This window comes from Ruegeria sp. CH11, assembly GCF_056537105.1.
Map to the genome: position 1 here is coordinate 102762 of NZ_JBQFQX010000013.1, position 26798 is coordinate 129559.

The 26798-nt window shown below is 59.7% G+C and carries 27 protein-coding genes and 1 pseudogene; 8 read left to right on the top strand and 20 right to left on the bottom strand.

Going from position 1 to position 26798, the window contains the following annotated elements:
* Positions 1–299: 299 nt before the first annotated feature.
* Complete coding sequence (gene dapD / locus ACR0LX_RS17735; RefSeq protein WP_480784854.1) at positions 300–1127, bottom strand: 2,3,4,5-tetrahydropyridine-2,6-dicarboxylate N-succinyltransferase; 828 nt, start codon at positions 1125–1127, stop codon at positions 300–302.
* A 108-nt stretch (positions 1128–1235) separates the two neighbouring features.
* Entirely contained in the window at positions 1236–2153 is a 918-nt protein-coding gene (locus ACR0LX_RS17740; protein ID WP_480784855.1) for a threonine/serine dehydratase, read from the bottom strand.
* Between the two features lie 79 nt (positions 2154–2232).
* Here ACR0LX_RS17740 and ACR0LX_RS17745 point away from each other — a divergent pair, with 79 nt between their 5' ends.
* On the top strand, positions 2233–3075 hold the full coding sequence (locus ACR0LX_RS17745) for an LOG family protein (RefSeq protein ID WP_480784856.1): 843 nt from the start codon (positions 2233–2235) through the stop codon (positions 3073–3075).
* A 3-nt stretch (positions 3076–3078) separates the two neighbouring features.
* Complete coding sequence (locus ACR0LX_RS17750; RefSeq protein ID WP_480784857.1) at positions 3079–4176, top strand: cystathionine gamma-lyase; 1098 nt, start codon at positions 3079–3081, stop codon at positions 4174–4176.
* Here the strand turns inward: ACR0LX_RS17750 and ACR0LX_RS17755 are convergent, their stop codons facing one another.
* On the bottom strand, positions 4177–4560 hold the full coding sequence (locus ACR0LX_RS17755) for a hypothetical protein (RefSeq protein WP_480784858.1): 384 nt from the start codon (positions 4558–4560) through the stop codon (positions 4177–4179).
* Between the two features lie 161 nt (positions 4561–4721).
* On the opposite strand from ACR0LX_RS17755, the gene ACR0LX_RS17760 reads away from it, so the two are divergent.
* Together ACR0LX_RS17760 and ACR0LX_RS17765 are read left to right on the top strand one after the other, a co-directional pair.
* The gene (locus ACR0LX_RS17760) at positions 4722–5639 is read left to right on the top strand and encodes a DnaJ C-terminal domain-containing protein (RefSeq protein WP_480784859.1); all 918 of its coding nucleotides are present in this window, start codon (positions 4722–4724) and stop codon (positions 5637–5639) included.
* Positions 5636–5980 (top strand): hypothetical protein, encoded by a 345-nt coding sequence (locus ACR0LX_RS17765; RefSeq protein ID WP_480784860.1) that lies wholly within the window; start codon positions 5636–5638, stop codon positions 5978–5980. The genes ACR0LX_RS17760 and ACR0LX_RS17765 overlap by 4 nt, the downstream gene beginning before the upstream one ends.
* Positions 5981–5992: 12 nt before the next feature.
* Here ACR0LX_RS17765 and ACR0LX_RS17770 read toward each other — a convergent pair whose 3' ends face one another.
* The 5 genes from ACR0LX_RS17770 to ACR0LX_RS17790 all read right to left on the bottom strand — a co-directional run bounded on the left by ACR0LX_RS17770 (position 5993) and on the right by ACR0LX_RS17790 (position 9499).
* The gene (locus tag ACR0LX_RS17770) at positions 5993–6616 is read right to left on the bottom strand and encodes a cytochrome P460 family protein (protein WP_480784861.1); all 624 of its coding nucleotides are present in this window, start codon (positions 6614–6616) and stop codon (positions 5993–5995) included.
* Positions 6617–6842: 226 nt separating this feature from the next.
* Complete coding sequence (gene rlmN, locus ACR0LX_RS17775; protein WP_480784862.1) at positions 6843–8030, bottom strand: dual-specificity RNA methyltransferase RlmN; 1188 nt, start codon at positions 8028–8030, stop codon at positions 6843–6845.
* Between the two features lie 134 nt (positions 8031–8164).
* Positions 8165–8542: a lysozyme inhibitor LprI family protein gene (locus ACR0LX_RS17780; protein ID WP_480784863.1), complete on the bottom strand. Its 378-nt coding sequence runs from the start codon at positions 8540–8542 to the stop codon at positions 8165–8167.
* 90 nt (positions 8543–8632) lie between these two features.
* A complete protein-coding gene (locus tag ACR0LX_RS17785) occupies positions 8633–8800 on the bottom strand; it encodes a hypothetical protein (protein WP_480784864.1) in 168 nt (55 codons plus the stop codon).
* 165 nt (positions 8801–8965) lie between these two features.
* Entirely contained in the window at positions 8966–9499 is a 534-nt protein-coding gene (locus tag ACR0LX_RS17790) for an invasion associated locus B family protein (protein ID WP_480578671.1), read from the bottom strand.
* Between the two features lie 180 nt (positions 9500–9679).
* On the opposite strand from ACR0LX_RS17790, the gene ACR0LX_RS17795 reads away from it, so the two are divergent.
* Complete coding sequence (locus ACR0LX_RS17795) at positions 9680–10678, top strand: asparaginase (RefSeq protein WP_480784865.1); 999 nt, start codon at positions 9680–9682, stop codon at positions 10676–10678.
* A gap of 3 nt (positions 10679–10681) precedes the next feature.
* Here the strand turns inward: ACR0LX_RS17795 and ACR0LX_RS17800 are convergent, their stop codons facing one another.
* From ACR0LX_RS17800 to ACR0LX_RS17810, 3 genes are read right to left on the bottom strand one after another with little or no spacing between them, the layout of a single operon-like run.
* Complete coding sequence (locus tag ACR0LX_RS17800; protein WP_480578674.1) at positions 10682–11002, bottom strand: YciI family protein; 321 nt, start codon at positions 11000–11002, stop codon at positions 10682–10684.
* A 23-nt stretch (positions 11003–11025) separates the two neighbouring features.
* Positions 11026–11454, bottom strand: coding sequence for an SRPBCC family protein (locus ACR0LX_RS17805; RefSeq protein WP_480578676.1), 429 nt, complete (start codon positions 11452–11454; stop codon positions 11026–11028).
* A complete protein-coding gene (locus ACR0LX_RS17810; RefSeq protein ID WP_480578678.1) occupies positions 11442–11771 on the bottom strand; it encodes an ArsR/SmtB family transcription factor in 330 nt (109 codons plus the stop codon). Before ACR0LX_RS17810 ends, ACR0LX_RS17805 begins: the two co-directional genes overlap by 13 nt.
* Before the next feature lie 191 nt (positions 11772–11962).
* Between ACR0LX_RS17810 and ACR0LX_RS17815 the strand changes: the two genes are divergently transcribed.
* The gene (locus ACR0LX_RS17815; protein WP_480784866.1) at positions 11963–12256 is read left to right on the top strand and encodes a hypothetical protein; all 294 of its coding nucleotides are present in this window, start codon (positions 11963–11965) and stop codon (positions 12254–12256) included.
* A gap of 17 nt (positions 12257–12273) precedes the next feature.
* On the top strand, positions 12274–14589 hold the full coding sequence (locus ACR0LX_RS17820) for a caspase family protein (protein WP_480784867.1): 2316 nt from the start codon (positions 12274–12276) through the stop codon (positions 14587–14589).
* 6 nt (positions 14590–14595) lie between these two features.
* On the opposite strand, the gene serB is transcribed toward ACR0LX_RS17820, so the two are convergent.
* From serB to hutI, 5 genes are all read right to left on the bottom strand, one after another.
* Positions 14596–15471 (bottom strand): phosphoserine phosphatase SerB, encoded by an 876-nt coding sequence (gene serB / locus ACR0LX_RS17825; RefSeq protein WP_480784868.1) that lies wholly within the window; start codon positions 15469–15471, stop codon positions 14596–14598.
* A gap of 67 nt (positions 15472–15538) precedes the next feature.
* Positions 15539–17221, bottom strand: coding sequence for a urocanate hydratase (hutU, locus tag ACR0LX_RS17830; protein WP_480784869.1), 1683 nt, complete (start codon positions 17219–17221; stop codon positions 15539–15541).
* Positions 17218–18015 (bottom strand): N-formylglutamate deformylase, encoded by a 798-nt coding sequence (gene hutG, locus ACR0LX_RS17835; RefSeq protein WP_480784870.1) that lies wholly within the window; start codon positions 18013–18015, stop codon positions 17218–17220. The genes hutU and hutG overlap by 4 nt, the downstream gene beginning before the upstream one ends.
* Positions 18015–19550 (bottom strand): histidine ammonia-lyase, encoded by a 1536-nt coding sequence (gene hutH / locus ACR0LX_RS17840; RefSeq protein ID WP_480784871.1) that lies wholly within the window; start codon positions 19548–19550, stop codon positions 18015–18017. The genes hutG and hutH overlap by 1 nt, the downstream gene beginning before the upstream one ends.
* A complete protein-coding gene (hutI, locus tag ACR0LX_RS17845) occupies positions 19547–20752 on the bottom strand; it encodes an imidazolonepropionase (RefSeq protein ID WP_480784872.1) in 1206 nt (401 codons plus the stop codon). Before hutI ends, hutH begins: the two co-directional genes overlap by 4 nt.
* Positions 20753–20833: 81 nt before the next feature.
* On the opposite strand from hutI, the gene ACR0LX_RS17850 reads away from it, so the two are divergent.
* Complete coding sequence (locus ACR0LX_RS17850) at positions 20834–22189, top strand: formimidoylglutamate deiminase (RefSeq protein WP_480784873.1); 1356 nt, start codon at positions 20834–20836, stop codon at positions 22187–22189.
* A gap of 28 nt (positions 22190–22217) precedes the next feature.
* Here the strand turns inward: ACR0LX_RS17850 and ACR0LX_RS17855 are convergent, their stop codons facing one another.
* The 4 genes and pseudogenes from ACR0LX_RS17855 to ACR0LX_RS17870 form a co-directional block, all read right to left on the bottom strand.
* Positions 22218–22955 carry a metallophosphoesterase family protein gene (locus ACR0LX_RS17855; protein WP_480784874.1) on the bottom strand — a complete coding sequence of 246 codons (738 nt, stop codon included), beginning with the start codon at positions 22953–22955 and terminating at the stop codon, positions 22218–22220.
* 120 nt (positions 22956–23075) lie between these two features.
* A complete protein-coding gene (serA, locus tag ACR0LX_RS17860; RefSeq protein WP_480784875.1) occupies positions 23076–24671 on the bottom strand; it encodes a phosphoglycerate dehydrogenase in 1596 nt (531 codons plus the stop codon).
* A 96-nt stretch (positions 24672–24767) separates the two neighbouring features.
* Positions 24768–25922 carry a phosphoserine transaminase gene (locus tag ACR0LX_RS17865; RefSeq protein WP_480784876.1) on the bottom strand — a complete coding sequence of 385 codons (1155 nt, stop codon included), beginning with the start codon at positions 25920–25922 and terminating at the stop codon, positions 24768–24770.
* A gap of 202 nt (positions 25923–26124) precedes the next feature.
* A pseudogene (locus ACR0LX_RS17870) lies at positions 26125–26798 on the bottom strand (glycine dehydrogenase (aminomethyl-transferring)); the annotation flags it as partial.

Below are 26798 nucleotides of genomic sequence, written 5' to 3' on the forward strand. Positions count from 1 at the left end.
AACGTTGGCTTTGTTCGGCGTCTAAGCTGCTGATCCTATGTGCCGCGAAACTAGAGTTTGATAGTATCGCATCATCATAGCTTTGAATGACCGGTCTGGCGACAACAGCTGCAACGCAGCGATGAATGTGCTGCGACAGCAAATCAATGCTGCGTCAGCAATTGCCGCAATCGCACAAGTCCGGTTTGTCCGCAGAGCAGACGCTTCAAGCGCGATGCTCCTTAGCTAATAACACTAAGACATACCAAAACCCCGGTGATTTTCAACCGGGGCTCTGCATGTTCAGATGTGCGTTTCAATCAGTCCCGCAGCAGCTCGTTGATGCCGGTTTTCGAGCGCGTCTTCTCATCCACACGTTTGACGATAACCGCGCAGTAAAGACTGATATTGTTCTTGGAGGGCATCGAACCGGCCACGACCACCGAATAGGGTGGCACTTCGCCATAGGTCACTTCGCCGGTTTCGCGATCCACGATCTTGGTGGATTTGCCGATGAACACACCCATCCCCAGAACCGAGCCTTCGCGGACGATGCAGCCTTCAACCACTTCCGAACGCGCGCCGATAAAGCAGTTGTCCTCGATGATGGTCGGACCCGCCTGCATCGGCTCCAAAACGCCGCCGATGCCGACGCCGCCCGACAGGTGGACATTCTTGCCAATCTGCGCGCACGACCCGACCGTGGCCCAGGTATCGACCATGGTGCCTTCGTCCACATAGGCACCCAGGTTCACGAATGACGGCATCAGCACAACGCCCGGCGCGATATAGGCCGATTTGCGTACGACGCAGTTCGGAACTGCGCGGAAACCTGCGGCCTGCCACTGGTTCTCACCCCAACCGGCGAATTTGCTGTCGACCTTGTCCCACCAGCCGCCAGCCTGCGGGCCGCCGTTCTGGATTTCCATGTCCTTGATGCGAAAGCCCAGCAATACGGCCTTTTTGGCCCACTGGTTCACATGCCAGTCACCGCTCTCCTGCTTTTCCGCCACACGCAGCGAACCGCTGTCCAGCGCGTTCAGGGTATCCTCGATCGCCTCGCGCTGTTCGCCTGTGGTGGCTGGGCTGATGGTGTCGCGCGCCTCCCAGGCGGCTTCGATGGCGGCTTCTAGTTGCGCGTTGGACATTGAGGGGCTCCCTACAGACTCTGTTCACGTTGGTCTTGCCTATACGCAAGCGAAAGACTGGCTGCAATGCGACGCAGAAGGCACAAATTGCGGCTCAATGCCCGAGACTCAGACCGGCAAAGGATCAGGAGAGATGTTTCCACCACAGATCAGAACCGCGACGCGTTCGCCGGGCGCAGGTCGGTAAACCCCGGCCAACAGCGCGGCCAATGCGGTTGCACCCGCCGGTTCCACCAGAATCCGATGCGCCCGCCAAAGGGTCTGTTGCGCCTGCAGAATGGCCGCATCGCTTACCAGCACCGATGTCACGTCCTGCGCCAGATCAAAGCAGATCGACCCGATCCGCCGCGCGCCCAGCGCATTGGCCGCGACGCCTGAAACAGAAACATCCACCGGCGCACCCGCCTGCAGGGCGGCATTCAGCGCGCAAGAGGTTTCGGGCTCGACCGCAACAACCTTGCGCGCGCCCTGCAACCAGGCCAGAGCGCCCGCAATCAAGCCACCGCCGCCAACCGCAATCAGAACGGTATCCGCTTGCAAACCCTGCGCCTCCCATTCGGCAAAACAAGTGCCCTGCCCGGCCACGGTGGCTGGCGCGTCGTAGGCGTGGATCTGCATCGCGCCTGTGGCTTCTTCGTGGGTCTGTGCCCCGGTCAGCGCGTTTGCGTATTCGCCGGGCACCACGCTCAGATCCGCGCCGGTCTGTTCGATCAGGGCGATCTTGGACGGCCCGGCGATTTCCGGGACAAAGATCTTGGCCGGGTGGCCCAGCGACCGCGCCGCATATGCCGCCGCAGCACCATGATTGCCGCCGGATGCGGCCACCACACCGGCCTTGGGCACATCCTGGCTGAGCAGCGTGTTGAACGCCCCGCGCGCCTTGAAGCTGCCGGTGTGCTGCAGATGCTCAAGCTTCATCTCGACCGGATATTCCAGCCCCAAGGCGCGGCTTTCCATCACCGGAGTGACCTGCGCGTAACCGTCGATCCGCGCGGCGGCGGTTGAAATCTCACTCTTCCAGTTCATTCTTGTTCTTCCGTGTCTGGCGCTCTGCCCGCGAACCCTATAGCTGTTTGGAAAACACGCAAGCAGGGATCGTTGCCCCATGAGAGAAGACCGCCTCAGCCCCTTCCGCGACGCGCAGACCGACCGTTCGACCGCAAGCGAGGTGCCGGACACGCCGCAGACACGTTCATCCGCCTATCGCCTTGCCTTTGCCGATGACGATTTCCTGTGCCGGGATGAACTGCGCCCAGTGCGTCTGCAACTGGAGTTGCTGAAGCCCGAAATGCTGATGACCGAGCGCCAGATCGCCTCGACCATCGTGATGTTCGGCGGCGCGCGCATTCCGGAGCCCGAGCAGAAACACACAGCGCGAACCGAAACGCTGGCGGGGCTGTCGAAATACTACGACGAAGCGCGTGAGTTCGCCCGGCTGATGACCGAGAAGTCCAACGAGACAGGCGGCCGCGAGAACGTGATTGTCACCGGTGGTGGCCCCGGCGTGATGGAGGCGGGCAATCGTGGTGCGCAGGATGCGGCTGGCTGTTCCATCGGTCTGAACATCGTACTTCCGCACGAGCAGGCACCGAACCTGTACGTTACGCCCGAGCTCAGCTTCAACTTTCACTATTTCGCCATTCGCAAGATGCATTTCCTGATGCGCGCCCGCGCCATCACCATTTTCCCCGGCGGCTTTGGTACGATGGACGAACTGTTCGAATCGCTGACCCTTATTCAAACCGGCCGGATGGATCGCGTGCCCTTCCTGCTGTTCGGGCGCGAGTTCTGGGAGAAGGTCATAAATTGGAAGGCTCTGGCCGACGCCGGGACCATCTCGGACGAGGACCTGGACCTGTTCCGCTTTGTCGACACCGCGCAAGAGGCGGTGGACATCATCGAAAACTGGGAACCCGCCCCGCCGCGCGACGAAATCCCGGGGCGCTGAGCGATGGCCCCGAAACCCGGAGAAATGTTGCACCTTCGCGGCAACGCGCTGAACAAGGGCGATCCGGTGGCGTTGCCCCTGACGCAAAGCAGCATGTTCCACCTGCCCGGCGCGCCCGACGGGCATTCCACCTATGGTCGCGTAGACAATCCGACATGGGTGCATCTGGAGCATGTGCTGTCTCATCTCGAAGACGCGCCCTGCCTGTCGTTTCCATCCGGCATGGCGGCAATCTCGGCGGCGCTGTTTGCGACCGTGCAGGCCGGTTCTCGTATACTGATCCCATCGGACGGTTACTACGTCACGCGCCTGCTCGCCGACCGTTTCCTCTCGCGTCTGGGTGTCGATGTTGAAGAGCGTCCGACGACAGCATTTGCCGATGGCGGGTTTGACGGGTTCGATGTTGTCTTTGTCGAAAGCCCTTCGAACCCCGGGCTGGACATGATCGACCTTGCCGCAGTTGCCACAGCTGTCCGCTCGGCTGGGGGCATCACGATTGCCGATAACACAACCATGACGCCGCTGGGCCAACGCCCATTGGATCTGGGGATCGACGTTGTTGTGTCGTCTGACACCAAAGCGATGGGCGGGCATTCTGACCTGCTGATGGGCCATGTCGCCAGCCGTGATGCACACATCATGGAACGGGTCGAGGAATGGCGAAAGGTCAGTGGTTCGATACCGGGACCCCACGAAGCTTGGTTGCTGCATCGAGGACTGGAAACGCTGGATGTCCGGTTTGACCGGATGTGCACCTCGGCTCAGGTTCTGTCCGAGCGGTTGGCGGCGCATCCGGTCGTGGATCAGGTCCGCTACCCCGGCCTTCCGGGCGACCCATCGCACACATTGGCGAAAGCCCAAACCGCGCGGTTTGGTTTCTTGCTGTCCCTGACACTGGAAAGCGAGGACAAGGCCGAGACGTTTATCAACGCCTGCCCGATGCTGCGCCCGGCAACGTCTTTTGGTGGCGTCCACAGTTCCGCCGAACGCCGCGCGCGCTGGGGCGACGACGTGGACCCGGGATTTGTCCGTCTTTCAGTCGGATGCGAGCCGGTTGAAGAGCTTTGGCAGGCTCTCAGCAACAGCCTGAACGCGCTGTGACTATTTCTTAGGTTCGCGCAGTTCGGTGAACACATAGATCGGCAACACAATGCTGCCGATCAGCGCCCCCAGCCAGACCAGCAGAGTCGCCGCCAACAGGTTGGAAACACCCCCGATGGTCAGCCCTGCGGTAATCAGATCGGTCACCAGCAGGCCAACAAAGGTGACAATCAATGCGATCCCCCCTTTCAGCGCAGGCGCTTTCTTTTCGCCCAGCTTGAGGATCAGCGGCTCGGCAATCAATTGCACCACGGTGAAGACGACCACCACAATGATGAACGAGATCGGCTTGATCGCGAAGCCCGTCAGCAGCAATGACGCAAGCAGCAACCCCAGGGCATTACCGGCCAGCAAGGCCAGAGCGGACTTAATTCGGCGCGACATGCAGGAACCCTCATGTGATGTAACAATCTGACTTATGCAGATATTACCAGATCATTTGGTTTTGGCGAGGAATTTCAAAAGGCTCTTCCTTTTGACCGGTTGAAAACGCATGATAAAATACATTCATCAAGATCAGACAGCCCCCGACCCGCGAGAGTGAGATGAGCGACGATCCCTATTCCGTGCTTGGCGTCGCAAAAGACGCCAGCGCCGCCGACATCAAGAAAGCCTATCGGCGCATCGCCAAGGATTGCCACCCCGATCTGAAACCCGGAGATGCCGAAGCCGAGGCCAAGTTCAAGGCTGCTGCTGCAGCCTATGACTTGCTGAAAGATCCCGAGACGCGGGCGCGATACGACAAGGGCGAGATTGACGCCTCGGGTCAGGAACGGCCGCAGCAACACTATTATCGCGAATATGCCGAGGCCGCCGGGAACCCCTATCGCGGGCGTCAGGCGGACCCCGATGACATGTCTGACATCTTCGCTGAATTCATGCGCGGTCGCGGCGGCTATGGCCAACGCAGCCCCGAATTTCACGCGCCCGGTCATAACCTGAACTACTCGCTTCAGATCAGTTTTCTGGATGCCGTTTTTGGGGCCAGCCAAAAGCTGACCCTGCCCGATGGCGACCGGATCGAGGTCAAGATTCCCGCCGGGATCACCGATGGCCAGACTATCCGCCTGCGCGGCAAAGGCGCGCCGGGCTATGGCGACGGACCGGCTGGCGATGCGCTGGTTACGGTTTCGGTGGCAAAGCACCCCGTCTTCGACCGCCAGGGTGACGACATCCACATCTCATTGCCGATCACGATTGATGAGGCGATCCTGGGCGGCAAGGTCCCCGCGCCGACAATTGACGGCGGTGTCAACGTGACCGTTCCGGCGGGTACAAGCAGCGGCAAGACCCTGCGGCTGCGCGGCAAGGGGGTTAAGAAGCGCGGCTCTGCAGATCGCGGGGATCAGTTGATCGAACTGACCGTCACCCTGCCGGACACCATCGATGACGATTTGAAACAGTTCATGGGAACATGGCGCGAAACGCACAGCTATGACCCGCGCAAAGGAATGGCGTCATGACCCGTACCCTGACCGAAGACGAACTGATTGCCGCCATCACCCGCCTGACATCAGACCGGCTGAGCGAATATCTTGCCGCTGAAATCGTGATCCCCGAGCAATCCGAGCAGGGCCTTGTCTATCGCACTTTGGATGTCGCCCGGCTGGAATTGGCCTGCGAGTTGCACGACCAGTACGAGATGGAGGCCGACGCGCTGTCGATGATGATCTCGCTGATTGACCAGATGCACGGCCTGCGCGCAGAGTTGCGCGAAGTGCTGAACGCGGTCGATGCGCAGCCCGACCCGGTACGCAGTCAGATGATCGAGGTGATTGGCGCCGCGCGGTTCACCCGGCGCTGATCCAACCGACCTTCATTCGGCGACGCGATAGTCTTCGGGCACGTAGAACGTATAGTCGCGATCTGCCACAGCTTCGTGGCAGACATGGCAATACTCGACCTCTGACGCGCGGAACCCCATTGTGTCACCGAACAACGAACCATCGGGCATCACCATGATGTAGCGCCAATCGGCTGTCTCGGGGTTGGTGCCTTCTGGCAGCTTCTCCATCACAAACAGCGCCCCGGGGTGGACATTGCCCTCATCCGTCACGGTCATGCTGTCCTTGGCCAGAACCGAGCCCACGGGCAGCACCTCACCCGGCTGCAACGTTGCGTAGTTATGCGCCATGCGATTGGCATAGCTGTTCACATAGCGCTGACCGTGCGTGGCCGAAATATACGGCGCATCATTGAACAGCGGCCACGCCTGATAGTTCAGAAGCAGATCCAGCTGAGCAGCCGCGTATCCACGCGCCATGCGTCGTATCAGAGACTTGTAGTGTTTCTGCGCCTCGTCCTTGGACAAATCGGCCGGGTTTTCGATGGCCAGATGTGCATCCTGTTCGCTTGTCTGCGCGGATGCGGTCGAGAGACCAAGTCCCAAGACAAATAGCGCTACTGCAATTTCAAAAATCAATCTATGTCGTGCAATCATAATATTGGCCCACCTGAGTGATCCGTTCACTTGAATGCCGCTTGCCAAGCAATAGGAAGGATAGCGGCCTTGAACAATCTTGCCAGAACCGCCCCGACCTTCTCACCATCTTGTGCGCAAAGGTGAAGTCCCCGGGCCGAGGCCGCTCTGATTTAAATATAACAAAAACTGCATATAGGTGCAGCAACCGCAAACATTAAGTTTAAAGGCCCCTGTTATTAGGGTCTTAACCGTTCAATCCCGCCTCAGCCTCGATCTGTTTGCGAGATTTGCGGGCGCGTTCGGTCGCTGATTTCAACTGACCGCAGGCGGCCATGATGTCCTCGCCCCGGGTCTTGCGAATAGGTGAGGCGTAACCCGCCTGATAAATGATGTTCGCAAAGGCCCGGATCCGGTTGTTCGAGCTGCGCTTGTACGGCGCGCCCGGCCACTCGTTGAACGGGATCAGGTTGATCTTGGCCGGAATGTTGTGGCGCTTGATATGTGCAATCAGACGATGAGCATCCTCGTCGCTGTCATTGACACCGTCCAGCATCACATATTCAAAGGTGATCCGTTCCGAGTTCGATGCGTTCGGATAGCTGGCCAGGGCCTGCAACAGCTCTTCGATGTTCCAACGTTTGTTGATCGGCACCAGAACGTCGCGGGTCTCATCCGTTGTAGCATGGAAGGAGATCGCCAGCAGGCAGCCGATTTCCTCGGCGGTACGCGCGATCTCGGGCACCACGCCGCTGGTCGACAAGGTAATCCGACGACGCGACAGGGAAATCCCCTCGGGATCCATCGCGATCTTCATCGCATCGCGGACGTTTTCGAAGTTATACAGCGGCTCGCCCATGCCCATCAGAACGATGTTCGACAACAGGCGCGTTTCATCCTTGGGCGCGCCCGGGATCGGCCATTCCTCAAGATCGTCACGGGCCATCATCACCTGACCGACAATCTCGGCCGCTGTCAGGTTGCGCACCAGTTTCTGCGTACCAGTATGGCAAAAGGAACAGGTCAGCGTACAGCCGACCTGAGACGAAATGCACAGCGTGCCACGGTCATCCTCGGGGATATAGACCACCTCGACCTCATGTCCGCCGGCGATGCGACACAGGTATTTCCGGGTCCCGTCCTCCGAGACCTGACGGGTCACCACCTCGGGAATTTCGATCACGAAGGTTTCGGCCAGTTGCGCGCGATAGGCTTTGGCGAGGTTGGTCATCTCAGCAAAATCGCGCACGCCCCATTGATAGATCCACTGCCAAATCTGGCCGGTGCGCATCTTGGCCTGCTTTTCAGGCGTGCCATTTTCGATCAGAACCTCGCGCAGCTGGTCACGGGTCAGGCCAACAAGGTTGATCTTCCCCTCGGGCAGTTTGCGCGGGATGGTCATGACGTCCTGGGTGATCGGCGCTTTGGCTGACATGTGCTGGTCTCAGAGATTCTGGCTTGGGATGCGCCTCTATATAGGAATGTTCGCCAAGATCAAAAGAAATCGTCGCCGAAATAGATTTGCACGCGTCGCTGCCCGATATGCCAAGCCGATCAAAGCGCCGACTGTCAGTTCGCAAAGCTCAGCAATTCATCCACCCGGGCCCGACCCAGATCAACCCGGCAGGCCGTGATCGCGATGCCGGTTCCGGACCCTCCGCCGAACGAAGCTCCGATCGCTTCACATTGCGCATCGCGATAGGCCGCCCACGCGGTCTGCGATGCCTCTAGCGCTGGTATCGCCACATCGCGACCTGTGACCTCGTCCAATTCCTGTGCTGCGCCTTGTGCCAAACCATAGGCAGCTTCGACCGCGATATTCACGCGGTCTTCCATCCCCGAGACACAGTTTCCGATCTCGACCTGCGATCCGGCGTCGATGCATTCCATAGTCGGATCCGCCAACGCGGCGCAAGGAAGGCTTGCAAAGATCAGTATCCAGCGCATTAAAATCTCCTGCTTGGTTCGCCTATTTCACCATCCTAGCACACTCAACCGCGTGGCCGCAGCACAGGGCGGCGCTGCGGCCTATCCGTCTTAGTTGACGGCCGGAGGAATGTAACAGTCGGCAGCATCCAGTTTCTGGACCGGATCCTCGGGACCGCATTGTTCGCCAGAGATCGGATAGGTATCGACATCTTTTTCGCAACCGCTGACCAGTGCTACGGCCAGCATGAGGAACGCGGCAAATAGGGGTCTGAACATTGGGGGAAGCTCCTTCGTTGTCCTGAACTGAATAGTTCAGAAACCTGGAAAAGCCTCTTTGACACGGATCAAACGAAACCGGCGACGTCGCGTCAGTTCAGCCACGTTTTTTGGGCGCGGCAGCCCAAACTCGGGGGGTCGGGCTGTCCGTCGGTCAGGATCAGATCAGTTGGTGCAGCGCTTTTCCGCGTCTTCCAGCGCGGCAGTAAAGCCCAAAAGGGAAAACGTGTCCTTGGTCTGCGTGCCGCGTTCGGACCGGGCGGTCAGAACAGCCTCGGTGCCGCGTTTCATTGCGGTGACAATCTTGGCATCATCGGCGGCAGTTGCGGGCCATGCCCATTCGCCATCTGTGAACAGTTCAAAATCGGTTCCGTCCACAACCAGATTAACGGTCGACCCAGATGCAAAGGGATATCCGCCCGTAAAGGTCACCTGACCTTTCACCTCGGCGTTGGGGCGATAGAACACGAATAGCAGGATATCGCTGCGTCGGACCGAGACCACACGCCCGCCGCGGGTGTTAACGGTTTCCTTGGGGGCGGACACGCTCCAGCATTCGGTGGGTTCATCCTCGACAAACACGCTCCAATCGGTCTTTGCCGCAACCCGGTTCGTGCTTGTCGCCTGCTGTGCGGATACGGCTGTTGCCATCCCTGCCACACACAAGCCCGCAATCACGCGGACAAGTTTTGATCCCATTTGTCCAGCCTCCTAGCTCGCCCCATACCTCATATCCATCGGACTTGGCTGCGAACCCTGCCGGTTCGTCTATGATAAGTTGCGCATTCCGATGATTGCCGACATACACACACTATCGCAGGTTTCGCCACAGGCGAAAGGGCAATTGGCAGAATTTTGCGCATATAGCGGAGGACCCAGATGACGCAGCCGGTAGCGATGACAGAACTTTGGCGCGGACCATTGTTGGAGAGCCTGCATCTGGGGCACGCAGTGATCTGCGATGACGCCGGCCAGATCGTGCAGAGCTGGGGCGATCCACAGGCGGTGATCTATCCGCGATCCTCGGCCAAGATGATCCAGGCACTGCCCCTGATCACGTCCGGTGCAGCAGCGAAATACGGATTGAATTCCGAACATTTGGCGTTGGCCTGTGCTTCACATAACGGTGCGGCGATCCATACGGAACGGGTATCGGCCTGGCTGGACCATCTGGGTCTGAACGAGTCCGATCTGCGCTGCGGTCCGCAGGAACCGCAGGACATGGCTGCCCGGGACGGTCTGATCCTGGCCGATGACACGCCTTGCCAGATCCACAATAATTGCTCGGGCAAGCATTGCGGCTTTCTGACCGTTGCTCAGCATATGGGTGCGGGGCCGGAATATCTTGCGATTGACCATCCGGTACAGCAGGCGTGTCTGGCTGCATTCGAAGAGACCACCGCCGAAACCAGCCCGGCCTACGGCATCGACGGGTGTTCGGCTCCGAACTTTGCCTCATCTCTCGCAGGGCTTGCACGGTCAATGGCGTGGTTTGCCAGTGCCGCAGACCGCTCTGACCGGGCCAGCGACGCAGCGCAGCAATTGACCGCAGCGATGATCAAACATCCCGAATTGGTCGCCGGAGAATCGCGCGCCTGTACCGAGTTGATGCGCGCCATGAACGGACGCGCCGCGATCAAGACCGGGGCCGAAGCCGTATTTGTCGCCATCGTTCCAGAAAAACGGCTGGGCATTGCACTGAAGATCGCCGACGGCACCACCCGCGCCAGCGAATGCGCCATCGCGGCCATTCTTGTGCATCTGGGGGTGCTGGAGGCCGATCACCCGGCCACCCGCAAATTCATGAATGCTACGCAATTCAGCCGCCGCGGGCTGGAATGCGGGGTGATCAGACCTGCGCCGGGTTTCCCCGGCTAAGGCTCACATCTCGATCTCGTGCACCTCGGCCACTTCGACCGAGCCCGATCCGTTCACGACCATGGGACAGCCCTTGGCCATTTCGGTCGCGGCATCCATGCTGTCGGCATTGATGACAGTAAAGCCCGAGGCCGGGTTGGCCCCGCCATTGTCGACGACACCGCCGCTGCTGACCGTATAGGACTGGCCGACCGGGTTTCCGGGAATGGCCAGCGCCTCGCCCATTGCCCCGAACCATGCGCCCCACGCGGCCATGGTCGCTTCGATTTCGGCGGGGTCAGTTGGGGTATGGCCACCGTGATAGACAAACAAATATTGGGGCATTTTAGCTCCTCCCTGATGAAAACCTATTTGCAATGCGCTTCGAGCTTGCGCAGCGAAGACGTCCAGCCCTGTTCATGGTTCGCCGCAGCATCGGCATCCGCCAGTTCGCGGTGGTCTACAACCAGACGCGACCCGTTTTCCGTCGCTGATATCGAGAATATCACATGGCTTTCCGGGCCGCGCTTGTCTTGATCGTCGTGCCAGGCCCAAGTGAACCCCACCGAATTCGGAGGGTCCACATGCGTCACCTGACCAGACACCTTGAATTGCTGACCTTCATCGTTTTGCATCACCGAAAACCATGGGCCGAGGCGTGAAAAATCCAGATCGTGTTCGGGCACGTGCACGCCCTCGGGCCCCCACCATTGCAGCAGCTTGGCGCCATCGCTGATCCAGGCGAACAGGGTCCGCGAGTCGACGGGAAACACCCGCTCGAGTTTCAGGTCGGCCATGAATTCTCCCTTTCAAGAATGTCGCCCAAACGGTCGAGGCTGTTTTCCCAGAATTGACGCTTCGAAATTGTCCAGTCCGCAATGGCCCGTAGCCCCTCGGGCTGAATGGAATAGATGCGCTGCGGCCCCTGGATGCGCTGCTGTACCAGTCCGGCTTCGCGCAACACCTTCAGATGGCGCGAAATTGCAGCACCGGACATGCCTTTGCCATCGATCAGATCAGCAGCGGCCAATTCGCCCTTGTCCATGAGTTGTTCGACAATCGCCAGGCGCGTGGCGTCGGACAGGGCAGAGAAGGTGGCGAGGAGGTTTGACATCCCAAATGTTTAACACAATTGTTAAATAGAGAGCAAGCGTGCGACGCAAACATTCAAAAAAATGCAATATGCGTGAGTTAATTCACATACACTGCCCGGCAGCAGTCTAGAATAGACAGGTATTAACCACGGACGCTATAGTCATAAGCGTATCAGTTGTCCGGTTAACGGTTTATTTGAGGAGACTTATGATGCGTATAGCGTCTACTTCAGTGTTCGTTCTTGGCGCTCTCGTCCTAGCCGGATGTGATTCAACCTGGTCCCAGACCGAACCAATAGCGACGCCAGCAGCGGCGGCGCCTGCGACCACGGCCTCGACCACGACGCCGACCGCACCTGCACCAACCTATTCGGCACCCGCGTCAACCAGCCCAACCCTGCCCAGCGAAGAGCGCGAAGGCGGTGACTCGGACGGCGGTGGCGGTGATGGCGGTGGTGACGGCGGCGGTGGTGACGGCGGCGGCGGCGGTGGAAGCTGGGGCTGATCTGAAAGGACCGCACGATGTCACGTCTTGGTCTGCGTCATAAAACTGCTTGGTTACTGACAAGTGTTGCGCTTTCGCTGTCGCAGCCTACGGTCTCATCGGCCCAGAGCGACACGGCGACTGCGCAATCCGTCAGCGGAGGCCGGATCGCGATTGTCATTGGCAATCAGGATTACGATGCGGTGAGCGACCTGACCAATGCGCGCAAGGACGCCGAAGACATCGCAGACATGCTGCGCGGGTTCAATTTCAGGGTCTATGACGGCTACGATCTGACCAAGCGCGAGTTCGAAGAACTGATCCGCACAGCTGTCCTCAATATCCCGGATTCGGCGGACGTTCTGTTTTATTACGCGGGTCACGGCATTCAGATCGGGCGGCGCAATTATCTGCTGCCCGTGGATGCCAAATTCGAAAGCATCTATGACGTGCCGCTGGCGACGATGACGCTGGATCGGGTGATCGACACCCTGTCGGCGCGCAGTGCGGCACATGTGGCTATTCTGGACTCGTGCCGAGACAACCCATTTCAGGACCTGAGACTTGCTGCCGATCTGGACGCCAACCTGTTTGAAACACGCTCGGGCTTCGACGTGTTCAGCACGCCGCTGAATTCGCTGGTCGCTTATTCGACGTCGCCCGGAGCGGTCGCAAGCGACGGCGATCTGGGGCAGAACAGCCCCTATACGGCCGCTGTACTTGAAACCGTTCAATCGTCGCCATTTGACAATATTCAGCAGCTTTTCCCGGTCATTCGCGAACGGGTCCACAGCTCAACCGCTGGCAAGCAGATCCCGTGGGAAAGCTCGACGCTCGTGCGACCCTTCTATCTGGCGCAGCAACAGGTTGAGACCGAAGACCTGCCTGCAAGCACGGGCGAGGCGCAATCGCTGGACCTGAGCCTTCAATTTGACAAGACGATTCCGCTGACCCAAAGGCTTGAGACCAGCCTTGGTCAGGACATTGTGGATGTGCGCATTGTCGACACCCCGGGGCGGGGCAGCGTCAATACCGGCGAATCCGCCTCGGTCGTCTATTTGCCAGAGGTTTCCGACACCCGCGCGGTTGAACTGAGCGGCGGTGGCTTTTCGGACAGTTTCACGGTCGAAGTGGTTACGACCGACCAAAAGACCCAAAGCGTCGATGTTTCCCTGCAACTTGGGATGAACGCCTGCGATATCGAGGCGGGCGATGCGCTTGATATCAATGGTGTCGGCGTCTTTCGCCTGCCTAACGAGTTGAACATCACCAAAGCGCTGGCCGCCTGCGAAGCCGCTGTGTCCGAATATCCGGGCACCGCTCGTTTCAAGTATCAACTCGGGCGCGCGCAGCAAGCAGCGGGCAATGTCGCAGATGCCTATGACAATTTCTCGGCAGCGGCTGATGCAGGACACATCCGGGCGAAATATGCGCTGGCCATCCTGCTTGACACAGATCGCATCGACCGCGCGGTCACGAAAATCCCGTATGACGCCCAAAAGGCGCGTGATTTGCTTGAGCAAGCCACAGCCGAGCAAGACCCCTATGCGATGCACAACCTTGGCAAAGCGCTGTTGCGGGAAGGCGAAACCGCGGCAGAGCAAAAACGCGGCTTTGAATTGCTGGAACGTTCGGTCGAGCTTGGGCACACGTTTTCAATGAACGAGCTTGGCTTGTACTTCCTGCGCGAAAACTCGAACCATTACATTCCCGAACGCGGTATGCGGTATCTGCGCGCATCAGAGCTGCGCAAGGACATCTACGGATATGACAACCTTGCCTATGTTTCGCTGAACGGGCTGGGTGGCAATCCGGTCGATCTGAACCGGGCCGAGGCGTATTTTCTGGCCGCCGCCGAAGGCGGTCACCCGACGGCCCCGGCCAGTATTGCGCGAATGATCCTGCGCGATCAGTTGCCGGGCAGAACCCGTGCCGAAGCTTTGCAGTGGTACGACACCTCGCTGGAACGCGGAGATGCCTGGGGCGGCGCGAACGGGGCATATATCATTCTGGACGGTCAAGTGCCCGGTCAGGGCCCGGCGGATGCTGCCGTGCGGGCCGCCAAAGCTGCGCTGCTGCCGAATGAGGAACCCGCAGGCCGGGCGGATGCTCAACTTGACCGGATGTCGCAAGACGACCTGAATCGGGCTTTGCAGAAAGCGCTGAACGAATTGGGCGGGAATATCGCGGTTGACGGACAGGTCGGCCCGGCAACGCTTGCAGCGCTGGAAAACATCGCCGCCGAACATGGCGTGCCGGTGCCCTATTCAGCCGCGACCGATCCCAAGGCCCGTCTGCTGCTGGCCGCACGTGTCTACTGGGCGCAGAACCCGGTACGCTTTGATCTGTTCTGACTGCGATCAGACCGCGAAGTCAGCGCGCGCATAGCCCTGAAGGTACAACAACGCCGTCAGGTCGCCATGGTTGATGCGTACCTCGCATTTTTCCGCGACCGAAGGCTTGGCGTGCAGCGCAACCCCCGTTCCCGCACGACCCAGCATGCCCAGATCGTTGGCACCATCGCCGACAGCGATCACATCCGCCTCGGCTATGCCCAACCGGGTTGAGATCTGCTCAAGCGCCTCGATCTTGGCCTGTCGTCCCAGAATGGGCCGTTGCACATCCCCTGTCAGTTTGCCGTCTTGAGCCAGCAAGGTGTTGGCGCGGTTCTCGTCAAAGCCCAACGTCGCGGCGACGCGTGCGGTGAAGGCCGTGAACCCGCCCGAGACCAGCGCGGCATAGGATCCGTTCGCGCGCATCGTTGCCAACAGGCTTTTCCCACCGGGCATCAGGCTGATGCGCTCGTCCAGAACCTTGCCGATCACGCTTTCATCCAGACCTTTCAGCAGACCGACCCGTTCGATCAGTGCGCCTTCAAAATCCAGCTCGCCATTCATGGCGCGGGCGGTGATGTCCTTGACGCGGTCGCCGACACCGGCCTCATCGGCCAACTCGTCGATGCATTCCTGCTGAATCATGGTGCTGTCCATATCGGCCAGCAACATCTTCTTGCGCCGCCCTTCCGCAATCTGAACAACCAGATCGACGCCCATGGGCTGCAAGTCGCGCCAGATATCCCACAGATTTGCGGGCTTTCGCGGCAACGGGAACTCGGCTGCTTCGTCCGGGCTCAACCAGCTCACATCGCCGCCACCCCATGCGTTCCGCATCGACTCGACCAGCGCCGGTTCCAGCGCTGGCGCTTTGGGATCTGTCAGCAGGGTGGCTATGTACATCTTGGACCTCCGGCAAACTCATCTGCGCATATCGCAGGCGCAGCAATTTCGCCAGAGGCTGTTTGGCTTATCCCAGAATACCCGGCAGGCGCAGCCCATGTTCACGGGCACACTCTTTGGCGATGTCATACCCTGCATCCGCGTGACGCCAGACACCCGAGGCAGGATCGTTCCACAGCACCCGCTCCAATCGACGTGCGGCATCCTCGGTCCCGTCTGCGCAGATCACCACGCCCGCATGCTGGCTGAACCCCATGCCAACCCCACCGCCGTGATGCAGCGACACCCAGGTGGCCCCGCTGGCGGTGTTGATCAGCGCATTCAGCAGCGGCCAGTCGCTGACAGCGTCCGAGCCATCCAGCATCGCCTCGGTCTCACGATTGGGGCTGGCAACCGAGCCCGAATCCAGATGATCCCGCCCGATTACCACCGGTGCTTTCAACTCGCCATTGGCGACCATCTCGTTAAAGGCCAGTCCAGCGCGATGGCGATCGCCCAGCCCGATCCAGCAGATGCGGGCAGGCAGGCCCTGAAAGGCAATACGCTCCTGCGCCATATCGAGCCATCGATGCAGATGCTCGTTTTCGGGGAACAGTTCTTTCATCTTGGCGTCGGTCTTGTAGATATCCTCGGGGTCGCCCGACAGGGCGCACCAGCGGAACGGGCCGATCCCCTTGCAGAACAGCGGACGGATATAAGCGGGGACAAAGCCGGGAAAGGCAAAGGCGTTCTCCAGCCCTTCATCCTGCGCCACCTGCCGGATGTTGTTACCGTAATCCAGAGTTGGCACACCCGCATTCCAGAAATCTACCATGGCCGCGACATGCTGTTTCATCGAGGCGCGGGCGGCCTTTTCTACTGATTTAGGATCTGTTTCACGCTTCTCGCGCCAGTCCCCCATCGTCCAGCCTATCGGCAGATAGCCGTTGATCGGATCATGGGCGCTGGTCTGATCGGTGACGATGTCAGGACGCATGCCACCGGCCTGCATCCGAGCGTAAATCTCGGGGAAAACCTCGGCGGCATTGCCCAGCAAACCAACCGATTTCGCCTCGCCCGCTTTGGTCCAACGGTCGATCATCGCCAGCGCTTCATCCAGCGTTTCCGCTTTCTCGTCGAGATACTTGGTGCGCAGTCGGAAATCGATCGAGTCCGGGTTGCATTCGACCGCCAGACAGCTGGCCCCGGCGAACACAGCCGCCAGCGGCTGTGCGCCGCCCATACCGCCAAGCCCGCCCGTCAGGATCCACTTGCCGGTCAGGTCTCCACCGTAATGCTGCCGCCCAGCCTCGGCAAAGGTTTCATAGGTGCCCTGCACGATGCCCTGCGTGCCGATATAGATCCATGACCCGGCCGTCATCTGGCCGTACATCATCAAACCTTTCTTATCGAGCTCATTGAAATGATCCCATGTCGCCCAATGCGGCACGATGTTTGAATTCGCAATCAGTACCCGCGGCGCGTCCTTGTGGGTGCGAATGATCGCAACCGGCTTGCCGGACTGGACGATCAGCGTTTCGTCGTCTTCCAGATCCTTCAATCCGGCAACAATAGTGTCGAAATCCTGCCAGGTTCGGGCGGCGCGACCGATGCCGCCATAAACCACCAACTCATGCGGATTCTCGGCCACATCCGGGTGCAGATTGTTCATCAGCATCCGCAGCGGCGCCTCGGTCACCCAGCTTTTGGCGTTTAGTTCGGGTCCGGTCGGCGGGTAGATATCGCGCGTGTTCTTGCGAGGATCGGTCATGAGGCAAGCTCCAATGCAGTGTCTTCGATTGCGTCGAGGATATCGAACAGCCAGCGGCGCAGGCACGTGGCTTTCTTGTCGTCGAATGTCCAAGGGGCAGTTTCCGCCGCCAAATAGGTCGACTGCGCCAATTCCATCTGAATTGCGTGGAATCCGTCAGCAGGGCGGCCATAGTGGCGGGTCGTCCATCCGCCTCGGAAACGCCCATTCAGCACGGTGCTATAGGGTGACGATGCCGAGAATTCGTCGGTGATGGCTTCGATCGCGTTTGCGCAGGTTTGGCCGCCATCGGTGCCGATGTTCAGATCCGGCAAAACACCGTCAAACAGAAACGGTATCGTGCTGCGGATCGAGTGGCAGTCAAACAGCACCGCAACGCCATGTTTGGCTTTCACACGCTCCATCTCTTCGGCCAGCGCGGCGTGATAGGGCGCGTGATAGGCCAGCCGCCGCTCGGCAACCTCATCATCCGTGGGTTCCTGGCCTTCGCGCCAAATCGGCTGCCCGTCAAAATCGGTCAGCGGCACCAGCGTCGTGGTATTTTGCCCCGGATAGAGCGAAACCCCGGCTGGGTCCCGGTTTGCGTCGATCACATAGCGATGCACATGGGACTGGACGACGGTTGCATCGGGCAATAGCCCTTCATAGAGCCTGTTTATGTGCCAATCCGTGTCCGCCAGCCGCAATCCATTTTCGTTCAGACGTCCACCAACATCTTCGGGCACAAAGGTCCCGCCATGAGGTTGACCAAGGATGATCGGGCCGTCGCCGCGATGAACATCGAAGATCTGCATCAGAACAGTTCCGGCATTGCGACCTGCACGGCGCTCAGGATATCTCCGTCGGCGACAATCGTCCGCGCGGTTTCCAGTTCCGGCGCGAGATAGCGATCGTCGCCCAGCGTCGGGATGTCGGATCGCAACCGCGCGACAACACCGTTCAGCGCCGCGCTTGTGGTCAGAGGCGCACGGAATTCGATGCCTTGCGCCGCGCAAAGCAGTTCGATCCCGAGAATGTAGTTCAGGTTCTCGACCATCCGGGTCAGACGACGTGCGCCATGTGCCGCCATCGACACGTGATCTTCCTGATTGGCCGATGTCGGTGTGCTATCGGTCACGCAGGGGTTGGCCAGATGTTTGTTCTCGCTCATCAACGCAGCCGTGGTCACCTCGGCGATCATGAGACCGGAATTCAGGCCAGGTTCGGGCGTCAGGAACGGCGGCAGGTCAAAGCTGAGTGCCGGGTCGACCATCAATGCGATTCGGCGCTGTGCAATGGCGCCGATCTCGGACAGGGCCAATGCCATCATATCGGCTGCAAATCCGACCGGTTCGGCGTGGAAATTTCCGCCTGAGACGATGGTATCGGTATCCGTCAAGACCAACGGATTGTCCGTCGCAGCGTTGGCCTCGACCTCGAGCGTGGCGGCGGCCTGACGCATCACATCCATTGCGGCCCCGGTCACTTGTGGCTGGCACCGGATGCAATAGGGGTCCTGCACGCGCGTGTCGCCCTCGCGATGGCTTTCACGGATTTCCGAGCCCTGCAGCACTGTGCGCATGGCCGAGGCGGCTTCAATCTGACCGCGATGACCGCGCAGATCGTGAATGCCGGGTTGCAAAGGTGCGGTGGACCCCATGATCGCATCGGTAGATGCCGCCGATATCACCAGCGCATTCTGCGCCGCGCGCCAGCCCTCAAACAATCCGGCCAATGCATAGGCGGTGGAAAACTGGGTTCCGTTAATAAAGGCCAGACCTTCCTTGGGGCCCAGTTGAATAGGCTCTAACCCGACCGATTTCAGCGCTTCCGCGCCTGACATCATTTCGCCATCGACCTGAGCAACCCCTTCACCGATCACGACAGCGGCCATATGCGCAAGCGGTGCAAGATCACCCGAGGCCCCGACCGATCCCTGTATCGGGATAACCGGTGTCACCCCGCGTGCCAGCATAGCTTGCAGCAGCTCCACAAACGCCCAACGCACACCCGATGCCCCACGCCCGAAGGACAGCAATTTCAGCGACATCATCAGCCGTACAACCCGGTTTGGAACCGCCGGGCCAACACCGCAGCAATGGCTGAGGATCAGGTTGCGCTGCAGGGTCGAGGTGTCCTCGGCGGCAATCTTGTGACTGGCCAGTTTTCCGAAACCGGTATTGACGCCATAGACCGGGGCGGTTCCGGCGGCAGCTTTTGCTATTCGGTCTGCGGCGTCCTCGATTCGCGGGCGACAGCTTTGATCCAGTGAAATCGACGCCTCATCCCAATAGATCTGGGACAATTGCGCCAGAGAAACCTGACCCGGAACAAGGGTAAGGGTCGTCATTCCTGACCTCCAAAGATACGTTTGTGCACAGGGTTAAAGCCTATGCGATACGACAGTTCGGCCGGGTGGGTGACGTCCCAGACTGCCAGATCGGCGCGATAGCCGGGTGCGATAACTCCGACATCCTTTATCCCCAACGCCAGTGCTGCATGCCGGGTAACGCCCGCCAGAGCCTCGGCCGGGGTCATCCTGAACAGGGTGCAGGCCATGTTCATCGTCAACAGGATCGAGGTCATCGGCGATGACCCAGGATTGCAATCCGTCGCAAGCGCCATCGGAACGGCATGTTCGCGAAACAGATCGATCGGCGGAGACTGGGTTTCGCGCAAGGTATAGAACGCGCCGGGCAGCAGCACCGCGACAGAGCCGGCTTGCGCCATTGCACGAACACCGTCTTCATCCAGGTATTCGACATGATCAGCGGAGAGTGCGCCGTAAGATGCCGCCAGCTTTGCTCCGCCCAGATTCGACAGCTGCTCGGCATGCAGTTTGACGGGCAAGCCAAGCTCCTGCGCGACGTCAAATACCCGCGCAATCTGTTCCGGGTGAAACGCGATCCCCTCGCAAAATCCGTCAACCGCGTCGATCAGCCCTTCGGAATGGCCTGAACGCAGCGTCGGGATGCAAACCTCATCAATATAGGCATCCGCTCGGTCGCTGTATTCGGGGGGGACGGCATGCGCGCCCAAAAAGCTGGTCACCACGCGCACTGGTCGTTCGTTCGCGATACGCCGCGCCGCACGCAGCATGCGCAGTTCCGTTTCGGTATCCAAACCGTACCCGGACTTTACCTCGATACAGGTCACGCCTTCAGCGATCAGGGCGTCCACGCGCGGCAAGGCATCGGCCAGCAAGGCATCCTCGGACGCGGCGCGGGTGGCTTTGACCGTGGACAGAATTCCGCCGCCAGCGCGGGCGACCTCTTCGTAAGTCGCACCGTTCAGACGCATCTCAAATTCAGCGGCGCGATTGCCGCCGTAAACCACATGCGTGTGCGCATCTGTCAAAGCGGGTGTGATCAGACGGTCGCCATAGTCGCGCTGCGGCCAATCCTGATACTGCGGTGGCAACGCCGCGACGGGCCCGACCCAGACCACCGTTTGCCCTTCGATCACCAGGGCGCCGCGCTCGATCAGACCATAGTCCGAGCCCTCTTGCAGCGTCGCGATGGCTGTAGCCTGAACAACAAAATTTTTGGTCATGGCGATTCTTTTTGGCTCCCCCAATGGATGATTTTTAAGTATACGTGTAAATATATAAAGTCTACACAAATTGGAGTCCCCATGTCTATCTTCGCCAGAAATACCTTGTTAGGCTCTGATTGGGTAAAGAATCTGCGGGTCGAATGTGACGGCGGGATGATCACTTCGGTGCAACAAGGGGCGGCGGCCCACCCGGATGACACGCAGGTGGACGTGCTGCTTCCGGCGCTAGGAAATCTGCACAGCCATTCCTTTCAGCGTGCCATGGCAGGCCGGACCGAGATACGTATGGCTGGACGGGAAAGCTTTTGGACCTGGCGCAGCCTGATGTACCGGTTTCTGGAGCACCTGACGCCCGAGCAGATACAGGCGATCGCCGCCCTGACATTCATGGAGATGCAGGAGGCAGGCTATGCCGCCGTGGGCGAGTTCCATTATGTCCATCACCAACCAGACGGCGCGCCCTATGCCGATTTGTCCGAGTTGGGCCAACGCATCTGTGCCGCAGCGGCGGAAACCGGGATCGGACTGACGCTGTTGCCGGTTCTCTATTCTTATGGCGGAACCGCGCAAGAGCCCCTGTCGGGTGGGCAATTGCGCTTTGGCAATGATGTGGACCAATATCTGCGTCTGGTCGATGACTGCCGGACCTATCTGCCGGATGATGATGCTGTTCTTGGGATTGCGCCGCATTCATTGCGCGCCACAAGCCCCGGCGATTTGCATCAGGTTTTGCAGCATCACACCACCGGCCCGGTCCACATCCACATCGCCGAACAGGTGAAAGAAGTTACAGACGTCGAGGCCGCATTGGGCCAGCGCCCGGTCGACTGGCTGTTGAACAACGTGGATGTGGACGCGCGATGGTGCCTGATCCATGCGACCCATATGACCGATGAAGAAACACGCGCGATGGCGCGGACCGGGGCGGTTGCCGGTCTGTGCCCGATTACCGAAGCCAACCTGGGGGACGGTATTTTCAACGGGTCCGTCTACATGGAAAGTAATGGTCGGTTTGGCATTGGATCAGACTCTAATATACGTATTTCTCTACCCGAAGAGCTGCGGACCCTGGAATATTCGCAGCGCTTGCGTGATCGCGCGCGCAACGTTCTGGTTCGCGATCAGGGCTCGGTCGGAATGTCATTGTACAACGGCGCGGCATTTGGCGGTGCGCAGGCTCTTGGCCGCAGCGGCGGAGAGATTGCAGTCGGCAAGCTGGCCGATCTGGTAGCGATCGACAGCACACATCCGACGCTGTCAACGCTGCCCGATGATCAGCTTTTGGACGGGCTGTGTTTTGCCGCGCCCGATGGGCTTGTCACCGACCTTTGGTCGGCTGGTCGGCACATGGTGCGCGGCGGACGGCACGTCGCGCGGGACCAGATCATCCCGGCCTACACCGCAGCAGTGTCCGAATTGTTGGCCTCGACCTAGGTCGATATCGCCCGCAATAGAGTCTGAATCACTCGGGTCTCGGCGCCAGCGGTACACGGCCTTTGCCGGTCAGCAACCAGCATGATGGTCCTTCGAACACGCCAACACTGACCGCGCGACCATATCCCGCACCGGTATCAAGGTTTATCCGGTTGCCGTAATGGGTGGCCTTGTCGACCGGCGTATGGCCGTGAACGATCAGTTTCGGATGTCGCCCCGAATGCGCGTGAAAGGTATTTCGAATCCAGACCAAATCGTTTTCGCGCTGCTCCTGCAGAGGCAGCCCCGGGCGAATGCCGGCATGGACAAAGGCCAGATCGGCGGTTTGGTGCATCAGGACAAGATCCCGCAGGAACATTGCATGTGAGTTTGGAACCGCGGCGCGCGCCATCTGGTGCAGGTCTTCCAACCGAATCCGATCGTCGAAGACGACCCCGTAACTGCGCAGGGTTTCGACGCCGCCCAGCCGCTCGTGCAACCAATGATAGCCCACAAGCAGATGAGGGTCGTGCCGGGGCGTGTCCTCAAGGAACCAAGCGAACATCCGGTCATGATTGCCCAGCAGCGTGATCCAGTCCCGACCGGCCGCGCGCCCGGCGATCAGCCTGTCTATGATGTCGCAACTGTCGGGGCCACGATCCACATAGTCACCCAAAAATACCACCCGAGCGTCAGGGCCACCATCGCGCTCGATATTGGACAGCACTCGGTCAAACTCGTCGACCCGCCCGTGCAGGTCACCGACGGCATAAATCGCTGAAGCCACGCCAAATCCTCGTAAATTATCTTGCCTGCCTTGTGCCTCAAAAACTGCGCAGACAAAAGAAAAAGCCCGCGCCGATTGTGGTGCGGGCTCTTGTCTGTTTCACGATCTCAACACAGCGGGTCAGGCCACGTCGAATTCCAGCGGCTTGATCTGCGTAAACAGACCCGTCTCCGCCAGTTTGGCCCGCGCTTCGGCTGGCACCGGTTCATCGACATAGAGCAGAGCGATGGCCTCTCCCCCGGCCTCGGCGCGGCCAAGGGTAAAGTTGGCGATGTTGACGTCGTTCTCGCCCATCGTCTGGCCCAGTGCGCCAATGATGCCTGGTACGTCCTCGTTGGTGGTATAGAGCATATGCGCGCCAACCTCGGCGTCGATATTGATGCCTTTGATCTGGATAAAGCGCGGCTTGCCATCGCTGAACACCGTGCCGCCAATGGAACGTTCGCGTTTCTCGGTCACAACAGTTACCTTGATATAACCCTCAAAGGCACCGGATTTATCCTGATTGGTGGTCGAGATCTTGATCCCACGTTCTTTCGCCACAACCGGGGCCGAGACCATGTTCACCTCGGGGTTGAACTTCTTCATAATCCCGGCAACCACCGAACAATTCAGCGCAGCCAGATTCATCTCGGCAGCGACGCCGTCATAGAGGATGTTGATCGCCTTGATCGGCTCGTCCGTCATCTGACCGATGAAGCTGCCCAGATGGCCCGCAAGTTTGATCCACGGTCCCATGACCTTGGCCTCTTCGGCAGTGACGCTGGGCATGTTCAGCGCGTTTTCGACAGCACCGGTCAGCAGATAGTTCGAGATCTGCTCGGCCACCTGCAGCGCCACGTTTTCCTGCGCTTCGGTCGTTGCTGCACCCAGATGCGGTGTGCAAACCACGTTGGGCAGGTTGAACAGGGCGTTTTCTTTGGCTGGTTCTTCGCTGAACACGTCAAAAGCAGCCCCAGCGACCTGACCGGATTGCAGGGCCTCGGCCAGCGCCTCTTCATCAACCAGACCACCACGTGCGCAGTTGATGATACGTACGCCTTTCTTGGTCTTGGCCAGATTCTCACGGCTCAGGATGTTGCGGGTCTGATCGGTCAGCGGCACATGCAGCGTGATGAAATCGGCGCGGGCCAGAAGCTCGTCCAGCTCAACCTTTTCCACGCCCATCTTGGCGGCTTTCTCTTCGCCCAGATAGGGATCATAGGCGACAACCTTCATCTTCAGGCCCAGGGCACGCTCGCAAACGATGCCGCCAATGTTGCCGGCACCAATCACGCCCAACGTCTTGTTGGTCAGCTCGATCCCCATGAATTTGGACTTTTCCCACTTACCCGCATGGGTCGAGGTGCTGGCCTCGGGGATTTGCCGCGCCACTGCGAACATCATCGCAATCGCGTGTTCGGCCGTGGTGATCATGTTTCCATAGGGCGTGTTCATCACGATCACGCCCTTCTTCGAGGCCGCATCCTTGTCAACATTATCGGTGCCAATTCCGGCACGACCGATGACTTTCAGATTGTCCGCTTTCTCCAGCAGGGTCGGCGTCACTTTGGTTGCCGATCGGATGGCGAGACCGTCATATTGGCCGATCACCTCGGCCAGCTTGTCCTTGTCCTTGCCCAGATCGGGCATGAAATCCACGTCGATGCCGCGATCACGAAAGATCTGAACGGCGGTTTCGCTGAGCTTGTCGGATACGAGTACTTTGGGGGCCATATCTTTGGTCCTTTGGAACTTGTGGGTGGCGGGCTAAAGCCCGCCCTACGATTTTGGATGGGATGTAGGCCGGGCTTCAGCCCGGCACGGGGAAATTCAGGCTGCCGCGGATTGCGCCGCAATTTCGGCTTCAAAAGCCCAAGCCAGCCAGGGCAGCATTGCCTCGATATCCGAGGTCTCGACCGTACCACCGCACCAGATGCGCAGACCTGCAGGCGCGTCGCGATAGGCGCCGATATCCAGCGCGATGTTCTCGACCTCAAGCCGTTTGGCCACGGCCTTGGCGAAACTCGCTCCATCCTGAATGCGCGCATCGGTGAACTTCAGACAGACCGAAGTGTTCGACTGCGTCGCCGCATCCTCGGCCAGATTGGCGATCCAGTCATTTTGGTCGCAGAAGGCATGCACCGCACCCGCATTGGCATCGGCACGGGCGATCAACCCCTGCAGCCCACCGACCGAACGCGCCCAGTCCAGCGCAAACAGGTAATCCTCGACCGCCAGCATCGACGGTGTGTTGATCGTAGCACCCGTAAAGATGCCTTCGATCAGCTTGCCGCCCTTGGTCAGGCGGAAAATTTTCGGCAGAGGCCATGCGGGGGTGTAGTTCTCCAGCCGCTCGACAGCCCGCGGTGACAGGATCAGCATCCCGTGGGCCGCCTCACCACCCAGAACCTTCTGCCAACTGAACGTGGTCACGTCCAACTTGTCCCAAGGCAGGTCCATCGCAAATGCTGCCGAGGTCGCGTCGCAAATCGTCAGGCCCTGGCGGTCCTCCGCAATCCAATTGCCATTTGGAACCCGCACGCCCGAGGTCGTTCCGTTCCATGTGAATACCACGTCATTGGTGAAATCGACCGAGGCCAGATCGACGATCTGCCCGTAATCGGCGGTCTTTACCTCAGCGTCGATTTTCAGCTGTTTGACCACATCGGTCACCCAGCCAGACCCAAAGCTCTCCCACGCCAGCATCTCGACTTTGCGTTCACCCAGCAGCGACCACAGCGCCATCTCGACCGCGCCGGTGTCCGAGGCGGGAACTATGCCGATCCGGTAATCTGCCGGGATGCCCAAAATCTCTCGCGTGCCTTCGATGGCCGCCTTCAGCTTGTCCTTACCAACGGCAGCACGGTGCGACCGCCCCAATGCTGCATCGGCCAGCTTGGTCAGATCATATGTGGGGGGTTTGGCGCAGGGGCCCGAGGAAAAACGCGGATTCGCCGGCCGCGTTGCCGGTTGTTGAGTACTCATCTGTATTACCCTTCCAGATATACGCCCCTCGTTGGGGAGGGGTGTCCCACGGACAGGGGTAAGCAGAGTTTGCAGTTGCAGCAAGCGAAAAAGACGCTTCGCTTGACAAAAACGACATCTGAAACGGGGTCAAATCAGAACACAGGTTTCCGATTGGCGAAAAACCCCGCCGATTGTTTGGCGGGGTTATGTTGGTTGTGTTTTATTCTGCTGCGTCTTCGTAATCTGACATTGGTGGGCATGTGCAGATGAGGTTTCGGTCTCCGTATGCGTTGTCGACGCGGTTGACGGGGGACCAGTATTTGTCGACGCCCATGGAGCCCGGGGGGAAGCAGGCCTGTTCGCGGGTGTAGGGGCGGTCCCAGTCGCCGACGAGGTCGCGCACCGTGTGGGGGGCGTTTTTCAGCGGGTTGTTTTCCGCATCAATCCTGCCGTCGATGATGTCCTGCGCTTCCGAGCGGATCGAGAGCATGGCCTCGCAGAAGCGGTCGAGTTCGGCCATGGGTTCCGATTCCGTGGGCTCGACCATCAGGGTACCAGCCACCGGCCAGGACATGGTGGGCGCGTGGAAGCCGCTATCGACCAGACGTTTTGCGATGTCGTCGACACTGACATGTGCCGCCTCGTCCAGCGGACGGGTGTCGAGGATGCATTCATGCGCCACCCGGCCCGTTTCCGAGGTGTAGAGGATCGGATAAGCCTCGCTCAGACGCGCCGCGATGTAGTTGGCGTTCAGGATCGCCACCTTGGTCGCCTGCGTCAGACCGGCACCGCCCATCAGCAAAACATAGGCCCATGAGACCGGCAGGATCGACGGCGAGCCGAAGGGTGCCGCCGAGACCGGACCCACGGCAGTGCCGTATTCCGGGTGGCCGG